The sequence below is a fragment of the Granulicella mallensis genome (assembly GCF_014203225.1).
Classification (GTDB): Bacteria; Acidobacteriota; Terriglobia; order Terriglobales; family Acidobacteriaceae; genus Granulicella; species Granulicella mallensis_A.
The window spans coordinates 49,868-62,795 of record NZ_JACHIO010000021.1; the positions used below are offsets into that span (position 1 = coordinate 49,868).

Annotated in this window: 7 protein-coding genes; 5 read left to right on the forward strand and 2 right to left on the reverse strand. The window is 60.3% G+C overall.

The features are described 5' to 3' along the window. Nucleotides 1-60 precede the first annotated feature (60 nt). Both HDF15_RS20660 and HDF15_RS20665 read left to right on the forward strand, forming a co-directional pair. The gene (locus HDF15_RS20660; RefSeq protein ID WP_184259015.1) at nt 61-1,614 is read left to right on the forward strand and encodes a phospholipase C; all 1,554 of its coding nucleotides are present in this window, start codon (nt 61-63) and stop codon (nt 1,612-1,614) included. 438 nt (nt 1,615-2,052) lie between these two features. Beyond that, nucleotides 2,053-3,681, forward strand: coding sequence for a multicopper oxidase family protein (locus HDF15_RS20665; RefSeq protein ID WP_260331209.1), 1,629 nt, complete (start codon nt 2,053-2,055; stop codon nt 3,679-3,681). Nucleotides 3,682-3,916: 235 nt separating this feature from the next. Here the strand turns inward: HDF15_RS20665 and HDF15_RS20670 are convergent, their stop codons facing one another. Then, nucleotides 3,917-4,843: an N-acetylglucosamine kinase gene (locus HDF15_RS20670; RefSeq protein ID WP_184259019.1), complete on the reverse strand. Its 927-nt coding sequence runs from the start codon at nt 4,841-4,843 to the stop codon at nt 3,917-3,919. Nucleotides 4,844-5,194: 351 nt separating this feature from the next. Between HDF15_RS20670 and HDF15_RS20675 the strand changes: the two genes are divergently transcribed. Then, entirely contained in the window at nt 5,195-8,221 is a 3,027-nt protein-coding gene (locus HDF15_RS20675; protein WP_184259021.1) for a TonB-dependent receptor, read from the forward strand. Between the two features lie 262 nt (nt 8,222-8,483). On the opposite strand, the gene HDF15_RS20680 is transcribed toward HDF15_RS20675, so the two are convergent. After that, entirely contained in the window at nt 8,484-9,305 is an 822-nt protein-coding gene (locus tag HDF15_RS20680) for an IclR family transcriptional regulator (RefSeq protein WP_184259023.1), read from the reverse strand. A gap of 627 nt (nt 9,306-9,932) precedes the next feature. Between HDF15_RS20680 and HDF15_RS20685 the strand changes: the two genes are divergently transcribed. Both HDF15_RS20685 and HDF15_RS20690 read left to right on the forward strand, forming a co-directional pair. Further along, on the forward strand, nt 9,933-11,291 hold the full coding sequence (locus HDF15_RS20685; protein WP_184259025.1) for an alpha-L-fucosidase: 1,359 nt from the start codon (nt 9,933-9,935) through the stop codon (nt 11,289-11,291). Between the two features lie 392 nt (nt 11,292-11,683). Beyond that, nucleotides 11,684-12,589 carry an SMP-30/gluconolactonase/LRE family protein gene (locus HDF15_RS20690; RefSeq protein WP_184259027.1) on the forward strand — a complete coding sequence of 302 codons (906 nt, stop codon included), beginning with the start codon at nt 11,684-11,686 and terminating at the stop codon, nt 12,587-12,589. The last annotated feature ends 339 nt before the right edge of the window (nt 12,590-12,928 follow it).

The window sequence follows — 12,928 nt, forward strand, 5'->3', positions numbered from 1 at the left end:
GTGAAGTCGTTGCATCGTGGAGTGGCAGCTGTTTTGGTAGGGCTTCTGGGATCTGGACCCATGTACGGGGCTGAAACGGTGCAGCCAAAGGATGCAATTCGGCACGTCGTCGTTATCTTTCAGGAAAACGTCTCCTTCGATCATTACTTCGCCACCTATCCTCATGCGTTGAACTCGCCGGGCGATCCCCAGTTCACAGCCCTGCCGGGAACCCCCAGGGTCGATGGCCTGACCGGCGATCTGCTGACCAACAATCCGAACTCCCTGAACGAGCAGAACGGGCTGGGCAAGTCGAACCCGTTCCGCCTGCGGCGCGACCAGGCCATCACGGCCGACCAGGACCACAACTATCAGGCCGAGCAGCTCGCCTACGACAACGGCAAGATGGACCTCTTTCCGAAGTCCGTCGGCAGCGCGGACGGCCCCCGCGTCCCCGGAGAAAAGGCGGGCGTGCCCTCCACCACCGGCCTGACGATGGGCTACTACGACGGCAATACCGTGACGGCGTTCTGGAACTACGCGCAGCACTTCGCCATGAGCGACCGCCAGTTCGACACGAACTTTGGGCCGTCGACGCCGGGTGCAATCAACCTGATCTCAGGACAGACCAACGGCGTGGTCAACGACCAGAACGCCGGCGGCGGCATTGCGCCGGACGGCAACGGCGGCTTCACTCTGATCGCCGATCCCCAGCCCTCCGGCGATGTCTGCTCCAGCACGTCCGATGCGCTGGTCCACATGACGGGCCGCAACGTCGGTGACATGCTCACGGAGTCGAAGATCTCCTGGGGCTTCTTTCAGGGCGGCTTCGATCTTACGGCGGTGAATTCGAATGGAACCACGGGCTGCCGCCGCAGCTCCGCCTCCGTGGCGGGCGCGCAGAAGCGGGACTATGTGCCGCACCACGAGCCTTTCCAGTACTACAAGTCGACAGCCAACCCTGAGCACGTTCGTCCGAAGTCCACGAAGACGATCGGCACCAACGACGACGGTGCGGCGAACCACCAGTACGATACGCATGACTTCGTCGATGCACTCAAGTCCGGCAACTTTCCCGCGGTCAGCTTCCTGAAGGCTCCCGCCTATCAGGACGGCCACGCCGGCTACTCCGACCCGCTGGACGAGCAGAAGTTCGTGGTGGAGATGATCAACCTGATCCAGCAGCAGCCGGACTGGGACCACACGGTGGTCATCATCGCCTATGACGACTCGGATGGATGGTATGACCACGTGATGGGCCCGATCGCAAACGGTTCGGCCACCAAGATGGACCAGTTGACCGGTCCCGGCAAGTGCGGCAACGGCGAGACGGCGCTGGGCGGCGTCGATCCGGCGACAAAGCACGCGCAGGGTCGTTGCGGCTTCGGTCCGCGCCTGCCCCTGCTGGTGATCTCTCCGTGGGCGAAGCCGAACTACGTGGACCACACGGTCACGGACCAGACCTCGATCCTGCGGTTGATTGAAGACTCCTTCCTGGCAGGTAAGCGGGTTGGCGGCGGATCGTTCGACGCCCAGGCGGGCGGGCTGAACGGAATGCTGGACTTCAGCAAGAAGAAGCCGCAGAACGCGAAGCGAGTCCTCCTGGACCCGGAGACAGGCCTGGCCGCAAAGTAAGCCTAATCGACTCGGCTCTTGCCTTTGCTTTTCTTGCTTGTCATTCCCGCAGGGAATCTGCTTTCCTCCGGTATCACCCGCAGACTGATGCGAGGCAAGAACATCGGAAGGGGCACGGTGCTGGCCGTGCCCTTCTGCGTTGCCTTGGCGATTACCTTTGCCGTTACGCCGTTTTTGTTTTTCTTGTTGTCATTCCGAGCGTAGCGAGCGAACCTGCTGTCTCCCGTTTTTTGCCAGTGCCATCACAAGTGTTATGCGTTAGCTAACACCAGTCTTCAGTTCCAGCGCGCATATTTTCTGGGCGGCATGAACGAAGAGCGGGAGGAAGCAGGTTCGCTCGCTGCGCTCGGAATGACAACAAGAAAAGCAACGACAAAGACCATCACATTGGCTCCGCCGAGCCGCTCTACTAATCTGTAAGAGATGCAGAAGAAGCCTTTGAAACCCTGGACCCGCAGACGACTCATCACCCAGGCCGGAATCGCGGCTGCGGGCAGCAGCCTGCTTGGGCATAGAGCCTGGGCACTGCAACAGGGAAGCATGCACGGCATGAAGATGGGGAGCGCCACACCCACTCATGGCCCGCATACGCTGGACGCGATGAAGCTGGAGTCCTTCGTCGATCCCCTGCCGCTCCCGCAGCGGATGCATCCTGAAGGCCGCCGCTCTGAAGAATCCCTCAAAGCCATCGACGCTCCCTACTACCGCGTGGATGTTCGCGAGGTCTCCTGCAAGATGCATCGCGACCTTCCTCCCTCGCGAATGTGGAGCTACGGCGAGAGCGCCGCTCCGGCGCTCTTCGAGACGCGCCGCGATCAGGGCGTGTTGATCGACTGGTGGAACCATCTCCCCCAAAAACACTTTCTCCCCCTGGACACGCCCATGCAGGGAATGGAGAACGCGCCCGAGACCCGCACCATCGCACACGTGCACGGCGCGCGCGTTCCCACCAACAGCGACGGCTATCCCGAGGACTGGTTCGGTCCCGGCGAGAGCAAGCTGTGCTTCTACCCGAACCACCAGGACGCCACGGCGCTCTGGGTCCACGACCATGCGATGGGTGTGAACCGGCTCAACGTCTTTGCCGGGCTCATGGGTTGGTATCTCATCCGCGACGAAGTCGAGGACAAGCTGGGGCTGCCCTCCGGCAAGTACGAACTCCCGCTGCTGATCTACGACCGCAGCTTCGACCCGCAGGGCCAGCTCTACTATCCCAACCCGCCGGACGAAGGCGTCTGGTCCCAGGAGTACCTGGGCGATGCAATGGTGGTGAACGGCAAGGTGAGGCCGTATCACGAGGTCGAAGCGCGGCGCTATCGTCTGCGCGTCGCCAACACGGCCAACTCCCGCTTCTTCTCGCTGGCTCTGTCGAACGGCCAGAGCTTCCATGTGATCGGCTCCGACCAGGGACTTCTCTCAGCTCCCGTCGAGATGAAGCGCCTGGTGCTGGCTCCGGCCGAGCGCACCGACATCCTCGTGGACTTCAGCCAGGCACGTGGCGAGAACGTGGTGCTAATGAGCGATCGTCTGGAGCTGATGCAGTTCCGCGTGTCCAAAGAAAAGGCTTCGGATGTCGGTCTACTGCCGGAAATCCTGCGGCCCGTCGATCGCATCCCCGAGAAGCAATCGATCCGCACACGCGAGATGACGCTGAACGAGTTCGATGGCGACAACGGCGACGCGATGGTGATGCTGCTGAACCGCAAGCACTGGGCCGAACCGGTAACGGAGATCGTTAAGCTGGACTCCACCGAGATCTGGAGCCTCGTCAACCTCACGGAAGACACGCACCCAATCCATCTGCATCTGGTGCGCTTCCAGATCCTCGACCGCCAGAGCTTCGCGAGTTATGACTACCTGGCCGACGAAAAGCTGCGTGTTACCGGTGACGTCATGCTGCCGCAGGCCCACGAAGCGGGCTGGAAGGACGTCGTGCAATGCCCGCCGGGAATGGTCACACGCATCATCGTCCCGTTCCACGGCTACGCAGGAAGATACCTGTGGCACTGCCACATCCTCGAACATGAGGCGAACGACATGATGCGGCCGTACGAAGTGGTTGTGTAGCTAGTGCACAGGCCTTTCTAAGCTCACCCAAACGTTGTCATCTCGACCGAAGGCGCGTTTTTTGCGCCGCAGTGGAGAGACCCCTGTATTTTGCTCGTGCAGGCAATATCGCTTGGCGTGAGCGGTGTGGGTGACGGATACACCCTCGAAATACAGGGGTCTCTCCACTACGCATGACATAAAGCCGTCATGCTTCGGTCGAGATGACAAATTAGGGGGAGTTCGAAAGGAGCTCCTACGCCGCCTGTCCAATACGCGCCCGCCAAACCGCACCCGCAATAGGATCAACCACCCCCGGCAGCACCTCAATCGCAGGGAAGACCTTCCGCAAAGCCTCTTCCATCGCCCGCCGCACCGGCTCCACCTTCTCCATGATGCTTCCGGCAAGCGCAATCCGCGGAACGTCCGCCGGTTCGCTGCTGCCTTCCAGCCTCTGCACCTTGCGAATCACGTTCGCCACGGTGACCGCCAGCTCTTGCCCGCCCTGTTGCAGCGTCGCGATAGCGACGGCATCTCCCTGTCTCGCGCACGTGACGACCAACTCCGCCAGCTTGGAGAAATCGGGCGACGGCCTCTGGTTGGCATACTCAACCAACGCGAATATGGAATCGAGCTTCCAGAACTCCAGGATCTTTGCGAGCAGAGCGGTCTCGCGCTCCTCATCCAACGCGGTGAACACATTGCGCAGGCCCTCGTGCCCAATGCCATGGCCCGATCCCTGATCGGCAAGCGCCGGACCCCAGCCACCCGCCGTTACGATCCGCCCATCGCTGGTTCTGGCGGCGGTATTAGAGCCGGTGCCCGAAAGCACCAGCACGCCGCGCTTGCCGAAGAAGGCCGCGTCCAGCGCAATCTCCACATCGCCTACCAGGATCAACTCTCCGCCGACATGCTCATGAAAGGCAGCGCGAAGCCAGTCCACGACCAGCGGTACAGATTCTCCGGCGGTGCCGATGCAGGTACGCGTGATCTCGCGTGGGTTCACTCCGGTCTGTTTCATCAGCTCGTCGAGCGCTGAGCGCAGGTTCTGTTCGGCGATATCGGCACTGGTTCGCATCCGCTTGATGGTGCCTGTACGGACACGGCCGAGTTGCTGGGTTTCATCCGCGAGGACGAAATCGGTCTTGGTTCCCCCGGCGTCGAGGGCAAGAAAATAAGCCATGGGTTCTGTTCACTTAAAACTTTCTCTTGAATTGCAGGTCGTCCAGTTTCTAAGAGTAAGTCCCGCCTATCGCGGAAGCAAATAGAACCAAAGCTGTTTGCGTTGAGTTGCGAGGTACGAGTTGCGAGAGACGAGACATTAACTCGTATCTCAACTCTCGTATCTCGAGACTCGGAGCATTTCCCCCGGCCCCTGCTGCTGCCCCTTCAGCCCTCTGCCTCTTTATCGATAAACGGACACTTTTATCAATAACGTGCCCTTGGCCTGCCAGTGCGTTTACAAGGCGTTGAAAGTGACATGCTATGTTTCATCTCTTGCAAGCCATTAATCCAATCTCCAATCAGGGCATAGATGCGTCTCAGCAAACGATTTCTTCGTGTGTTTTTGGTTCCGGCTACATCCCTTGTACTCACGCTTTTGCTGACGCCCTTTCTGTCCGCGCAGATTGATCGTGCGGGTCTCAATGGAACGGTGAAGGACGCCGACGGCAGAAGCATCGCCGGCGCGAAGATCACCGCCTTGCAGATCGCCACGGGGCAGCAGCGTGACACGGTATCCTCCGCGACCGGAACCTACGATATCCCCGAGCTTCCCCTCGGTCTCTATCGCGTGACGTACGACGCCTCCGGATTCCACGAAAAGATCATCGATGGCATCCAGCAGACCGTGGGCCACACGCGCACGCTCAATGTCGTGATGTCCGTTGAGGGTATGACGCAGCAGGTCGAGGTCTCCGATGTCGGTACGCAACTGGACGAGACCTCCGCAGCTCTCGGTGCGCGTATAGCGCCGGAACAGGTAAAGAACCTGCCGCTGAACGGACGCAACTGGTCCACTCTCACCGCGCTGGTTCCGGGCGCGGTCGATACCGGCGGAAGCAATCAGCGTAGCATCCGCTTTGCGGGCCGCGGCCTCGACGACAACAACTTCACCTACGACGGTATCGACGCAACCAACGTCGTGAACCAGGCCCAGCAGCCCTTCGTGCGCCTGGCCATTCCGACCGAGGCCATCCAGGAGTTCCGCATCGACACCATGCTCTTTACCGCGGAGAACGGCAGCACGCCCGGCGGTCAGATTGCAGTGGCCTCCAAGACCGGTACGAACAACCTGCACGGCAGCCTGTTTGAGTTTCTTCGCAACGATATCTTCGACGCGCGCCAGCCCATCGATACCCTGAATCCGAACAAGCCTGCCTTCCGCCTCAATCAGTACGGCGGCAGCCTCGGCGGACCGATCCTTCACGATAAGACCTTCTTCTACTTCGCGTATGAAGGCCTCCGGCAGACCCTGGGTCAGACGCTTCCGGGCCTCGTCCCCAGCGACTCCTTCCGCGCCATGGTCGCGCAGCAGAGCCCTGCTCTGATTCCGATCCTGAACGCCTTCCCCGAGGGACAGTTTCCTTCCGGGACCAGCACGAATGTCTCGGAGTCCATCGGCTCTGGCCGCCAGTTGGACCACGAAGATTCCGTCGTGCTGCGGCTCGACCACCACTTCTCGACTGCGGATTCTGTCTATCTCCGTTTCAACTTCGATGCCTCCTACAGCGATGTGCCTCTGATCGAAGGGCAGACCTACCTGAACGACCGCCAGCTCGTAACCTCTCGCCCGGTTAACGGCGAGCTGGAGTCGCTGCACCTCTTCTCTCCGCGCCTGGTCAATGAGCTCAAGTTCGGCTTCAATCGCGGCAACGTCTACACCACCGACCAGAGCGTGCTGCAGACGCCCTATGCCATCTCCATCTCCGGCTTCACCACGCTCTCAGGCAACGAGTACAAGCCCGGTGTTGGAAACACCTATTCGTACATCGACAACCTCACCTGGATTAAAGGCGCTCACACGCTCAAGTTCGGCGTCGAAGTGCGGCGTATCCAGTTGAATCAGGGAAACACGGCCAACGGTACCATCACCTTCAGTTCGGCGGCCAACTTCCTGAACAACCTGGTCAGCTCCGCAACCTACGCCGCAGAGCTTCCCGTGAACGGTCTGCGCAAGACGGAGACCTACTCCTACGTTGAGGACGAGTGGAAGGTGCGCGACAACCTCACCCTCAACGCGGGTGTGCGCTACACCTTCTACAACATCTTTCACGAGGTGCTCGGTCGCGCCAATCCCTTCGACTTCGCGACGTGCGGTCCGCAAGGCTACTGCGGCGTAGGCGCCAGCTTCGGCCAGCCGAACACGCTGGACGTCGATCCGCGCCTCTCGGTCACCTGGGCCCCTGACGCCGGCGGAGGCAGGACCGTTCTTCGCAGCGGCTTCGGTCTTTATCACGGCGACGGCCAGCTCGATGATCAGAACTTCCCCATCAGTAACGAGATCGCGCAGTACTCGCTCAACTCGATTGCCAACCTCTCCTATCCGATCACACCATTTCTCAGCGATACTCCCGGTATCATCGCGCCGCGCGAAGCCGATCGCGACCGCAAGGATATGTACGTAGCCCAGTGGGGGCTGTCGGTCCAGCAGGCTCTGCCGCACGAGCTCGTCGGTACGCTGTCGTATGTGGGGAGCAAGGGAACGTACCTGCTCAACACCTCCTACATCAATCTCAAAGACCCTGCTACAGGCCTGCGTCCCTATCCCGCGTTTGGCCAGGTCCAGTCACGCGGCAATGAGAACAACAGCTCCTATCAGGGATTCGTAGCCAGCCTTCAGCGCACCTTCACCAATGGCCTTCTGCTCTCGGCGAACTACACCTACTCGCACGAGATCGATCAGGACTCAGCCGGTGGCGGAGACTCGGACTTCCCCCAGAACCCTGCGTGCCCTTCCTGCGAGCGCGCCTCGGGAGACTTCGATGTTCGTCACGTCTTCAACTCGAACGCCGTATACGATCTGCCGTTTGGACCCGGCAAGGCCTTCCTCTCCAACTCGGGGATCGCGAGCGAAGTCTTCGGTCGTTGGAGCGCCACTGCTATCGTTACCGTGCGCACTGGTTTGCCTGTCAACGTTACCGAGGATCGCTCCAGCTCCTCGGTTGCGACCGGCTACACCACCAGCCAGCGCCCGAACCGCGTCTCTGGCGTTTCACTGACGCCGCCCGGTGGACACAAGATCAGCCAGTGGATCAACCCGGCAGCCTTCTCCCTGGTCACGGGCAGCGGCTATGGCGACTCTCCCCGCAACGTCGCCCGCGGCCCGGATCTCTGGCAGGCTGACTTTGGCCTGGCGAAGCGCATTCCACTGACCGAGAAGATGCAGCTCCAGTTCCGCACAGAGTTCTTCAACATCTTCAACCGGGCACAGTATGGATTGCCCCTCGCGGACCTGTCGTCTCCCACAACCTTTGGCCAGATCGTCGGCGCGGTCAACACAGGGCCGGTCGGGACGGGAACGCCGCGGCAGATCCAGTTCATGCTTCGGCTGGAGTTCTAGGCAATTTTGTATGTAGACGCAAAGCTGGAGTGCCCCAGCATCGTCTAGCGCCTCTCATCCAATGGCGCGAAGCGCATTCCATGATGCTTTAGCGTCATGGAGACGGAGGGAGCCGTAGCCTTTAGGCTACGGAATGAGGGCTAGGCAAGAAATGGGCTTTAGCCCCGGGCCTTTTGCCTATACAGGCAAGAAGCTCGGAGCTAAAGCCCACTCACTTTGCGTTATCGATTCAGGAACCCAAAAATCCCTGTTCCCTCTACGGTCACTTGCCTTTGGCCGTCTTCTGCCCCGGAGCCTCACCACCCAGTGCAGCGGTAATCTCCGCCGTAGCCTTCTTCAGCGAGTCGATGACCTGGGTAACCGGCGTCGCCGTTCCGTTGTACTGAATGTAGGGAATCGTCAGCGCTCCAACCGCCGAACCTCTCTCGTCGAAGATCGGATAGCTGATATCGATGACGCCCTTCACCAGATAGCTTGCCCGCTTCTCATAGCCGGTCTTCTGAATGCGCGAGAGGTGTACGGCCAGATCGCGCGGCGGCTTCTTGCCTGTCTCGCGGCTCCATTCGGCCAGGGTGCGCTCGCGCTGTTCCTCGCTCTGGTGCGCCAGAATCACGTAGCCGCTGGCGGCCTCCATCAGGTCCACTGTCGAACCCAGCTTCACATAGAAGCCCAGGTTCGAAGGCGCATTCACCTGTGCCAGAATCGCGACCCGGCTGCCTTCGAGCACGCCCATATGGCAGGACTGCAGCGTCTCGTGCGCGAGCCGGTGCATCACCGGCAGCGCGTCGACGATCAGCCGTTCCGTGGGCGGGTGTTCCTGCACCAGCTTGAACAGCTTCAGCGTCAGAGAGTAGCGATCCTCGGCGAGCTGCGCGATGTATCCCCGGCGTTCCAGGCAGAGCAGCATGCGAAAGATCTCTGAAACTGTCCGGTTCAGTTCGCGGGCCATCTGGCTCTTGGTCAGGCCGGCCGGTTGGTGGGCCAGCAACTCCAGAACATCCAACCCTTTTTCCAGGGCGGGGGTCGCATAGTTGAGAGTCTTCTCGTTGGTTACAGCAGCTTTTGCAGTTCGTTTCCCGGCCATTCTCAATCCATCCGTTCCGTCGATCTCGAAACAGAGTACAGGATAGCGCCATCGCCCGGCCCGCAAGGCTAAATTCGATCAAAGGGCCTTAGGCCGCGTCCGATGAGTCGGAGCTTTTGTTTTACATCCCCCCACAGAATCGTCATCCTGAGCGTAGCGTCCCGGCTTTTGAGGACGCGGAGTCGAAGGACCCCGAGGGCTGCGATCTTGCCCAAACCTTTTGCCCCTTTTCAACCTCAAGCGCTCGGGCCTGGAATTCTGTGCTGGAAAAGGTCCCACCAGTATCGGCGAGATCAAACTCTTCGGGGTCCTTCGACTCCGCACCTCGCAAAAGACGCGAGGTGCTCCGCTCAGGATGACGTTTCCGTGCGGGAACAAAATATGCGATGAGTCGGTGTTCAGCTATTCCTCGCCCCCTCCCATCTCTCACCCCGCTTAACCAATTGCTATTCACAAAAGTATGTTTTTGGTGGTAAAAATTCGAGACATAGAATAAGTCCTGAATGCAGCAGGTTGAGTCCCTTCTTCCTCTTCAGCTGCAAAAGCGCCCCGGCTTCCCACACTAGGTTTTGCAATATCTCCACACGAATTCAACCACGCACCCAACCCACGCAGCAGGAGAGATCAATGGCAACGAATGCAATGAATCTAAGCCGTCGCAACATGTTGTTAGGAACCGGAGCAGCCGTTGCGGCGCTCGGAGTAAGCCCTCTCGCACTGGCACAGAAGACGAAGTCGATGAGCGAGCGCAATCCGGAGCCCGTCCCTCCCACGCCTGACCAGATTCGCCGCATGAAGTGGTGGCATGAGGCCAGGTTCGGTATGTTCATCCACTTCGGCCTGTACAGCCAGCACGCCCGCCACGAGTGGGCGATGGAAGAAGAAGCGATCCCCATCGGCGAGTACACGCCGCTCGCAAAGGTCTTCGATCCCGCGCCCGGCTCCGCGCGCGGCTGGGCCAAGCTCGCCAAGGCTGCCGGCATGAAGTACATGGTGCTGACCACCAAGCACCACGAAGGCTTTTGCAACTTCGACACCAAGCTCACCGACTACTGTGCGACGAAGCAGGGTCCGGGTCGAGATATCGTCCGCGAGTACGTCGACGCCGCCCGCGCCGAGGGGCTGCATGTCGGCTTCTACTACTCGCTGATGGACTGGCATCATCCCGACGGCGCCCGCTGTGCCACCGACGAGGCCGCCCGCAAGCGCTTCGTCGAGTACACCCATGGCCTCATCCGTGAGCTGCTCACCAACTACGGCAAGATCGATATTCTCTGGTACGACGTCGCCTGGCCGCTCGACGCCGATGGCTGGGAGTCCGAACGCATGAACAAGATGGTCTTCGAGCTCCAGCCCGACATCATCGTGAACAATCGCAACCAGCTCCTCGGCGACTTCTCCACCCCCGAACAACACATTGCCGCCGAAAACAACGGCCGCGCCTGGGAGAGCTGCATGACGCTCAACGATAGCTGGGGCTTTCAGCGCGCGGACGATAACTGGAAGACCTCCAAGACCATCGTCCGCAACCTGATCACCTGCGCGCGCGACGGCGGCAACTACCTGCTCAACGTTGGGCCGCAACCCGATGGCGCCGTCCCCGAGGAGTCGGTCCGCGTCCTCACCGAAGTAGGGCAGTGGATGGCCGTCAACGGCGAGACGATCTACAAGTCCGATCCGTGCCAGCCGCGCCGCTCGGAGTATGCGAGCTTCACCCGCACCGGCAACACGCTCTACATGCACGTTCATTTTTGGCCCGGGGAGGACGTCGCGATCTCCGGCCTTACGGTCAAGGTAAAGTCGGCGCGGCTGCTGAAGACCAACCAGGAGGTGAAGTTCTCGCAGGACCCCTACCGCGTGCATCTCACCGGCCTCCCCATGGACGCCCCCGATTCGCCGGTCACCACCATAGCGCTCGAATGCGAGGGAGAACCCAAGCAGGACACCGACTACGTCCGCAAGAACAAACCCCGCGGAGGCGTGTAGCACTATTCGCTAAAGAATCACTGGCTTCACTCACAGCGCGAAGCGCAAACCGTGACGCTTTAGCGTCACGGTACGGAGGGTAAGGGAGGCAATCGCCTTTAGGCTCCGGATCAAGGACAGGTGAGAATCGGGCTTTAGCCGCAGGCCTTTTGCTGATGCAGGTAAGAGACCCAAGGCTAAAGCCGACTCACTTTTGTGCTGTGGAAAGAGTCCGGAAGCGTGCCTCACGCCGCAATGAAAGCCATCATTCTTCAACGAACGAAAGAACCAGGTCACTAGACATTTACCCCAACTGAAAAACGCACAAAAGGCTGCTAATCTGAACCGAAAGATTCACACCTGTATCCGGGCCCTCAAGTAGTTTGGCAAGAATGATCCATGAGGAGATTTTGATGAAGCCCCGTTCCATGGCACGACGGCTCGCTGTTTGCGCCACCTTATTCGCAGGCCTTGCACAGGCTGCGTCCGCGGCTGAGATTCTCATCGCCGACGCGAAGTCCCAGCCCGAGAGCCTGACCATCGCCCCCGGCGGGATACTGTTCGTCGGCAGCGCGAGCACACCGTTCGTCTACAAGGTGCGTCCCGGCTCCACCACGGCGGAGAAGTTCGTGGATGCCAGCGCAGAAGGTGCGGGCACCTTTTTCTTCGGCATGCTTGCCGATGCCGCCAACAACATGTTGTGGACATGCCAGCTAACCCCGGTGCCGGACACCAAGCCGGTGCAGCGCCATACCGCCCTGAGGGGCTTCGACCTCTCCAGCGGCGCGCCAAAGCTTCGTTGGAACCTGCCTGGGGACAACAGCACGTGCAACGATCTCTCGGTCGGACCGGACAAGGCGCTCTATCTAACGGACACCGCCAACGGCAAGATCTTCAAGCTGCCGGCCGGTGCCTCCGCCGCGGAGCTCTTCCTGGAGCATCGTGTGCTGATGGGCGTCGATGGCATCACCTTCCTGGACGGCACACTCTACGTGAACAACGTGGTCTTCAACAAGCTCTACCGCATCCCGGTGGACGCCTCCGGCAAGCCGGGGCAACCGGTCGATATCTGGATGGACCAGCCCGTAAAAGGCCCGGATGGCATGCGCGCGGCCAATGGCAAGCTGTTTGTTGCCGAGAATGGCAGCGGCCAGATTGACGTACTTACTGTCAATGGCGACAAGGCCAGCGTCACGGTCCTCAAGGATGGACTCAAGACACCCACCGGAGTCGAACCCGTGGGGGATACCCTCTGGATCACCGAACGTGGCGCGGGCAAAGCCCTGTCGATTCCAATGCCGAAGAGTGCGTCCCGTTAAGCGGGACGGCCTTTGGCTCGCTCACATTCCCACGGAATCGTCATCCTGAGCGAAGCGTCCCGGCTTTTGGGGACGCGGAGTCGAAGGACCCCGAGGCCTCCAGTCTTGCCCATGCTCTTCGCACCTTTTCCACCTCAAGCGCTCGCTCCTGGGCCTTCGTGTTGGAGAAGATCTCGACAGCATGGGCGAGATCAAGTCCCTCGGGGTCCTTCGACTCCACACCTCGCAAAAACGCGAGGCGCTCCGCTCAGGATGACGCCTCTGTGGTGGGGACTGAACAAGACATGCGGTTGAGTCGGTGTTCCAGATTCGTCAGATACCACCTAAACCCTGTCCTAA

What these genes read in the sequence shown, in the direction of transcription:
- HDF15_RS20660 (WP_184259015.1), top strand. Translation starts at nt 61, where the DNA reads ATGTACGGGGCTGAAACGGTGCAGCCAAAGGATGCAATTCGGCACGTC.
- HDF15_RS20670 (WP_184259019.1), bottom strand. Translation starts at nt 4,843, where the DNA reads ATGGCTTATTTTCTTGCCCTCGACGCCGGGGGAACCAAGACCGATTTC.
- HDF15_RS20675 (WP_184259021.1), top strand. Translation starts at nt 5,195, where the DNA reads ATGCGTCTCAGCAAACGATTTCTTCGTGTGTTTTTGGTTCCGGCTACA.
- HDF15_RS20680 (WP_184259023.1), bottom strand. Translation starts at nt 9,305, where the DNA reads ATGGCCGGGAAACGAACTGCAAAAGCTGCTGTAACCAACGAGAAGACT.
- HDF15_RS20685 (WP_184259025.1), top strand. Translation starts at nt 9,933, where the DNA reads ATGGCAACGAATGCAATGAATCTAAGCCGTCGCAACATGTTGTTAGGA.
- HDF15_RS20690 (WP_184259027.1), top strand. Translation starts at nt 11,684, where the DNA reads ATGAAGCCCCGTTCCATGGCACGACGGCTCGCTGTTTGCGCCACCTTA.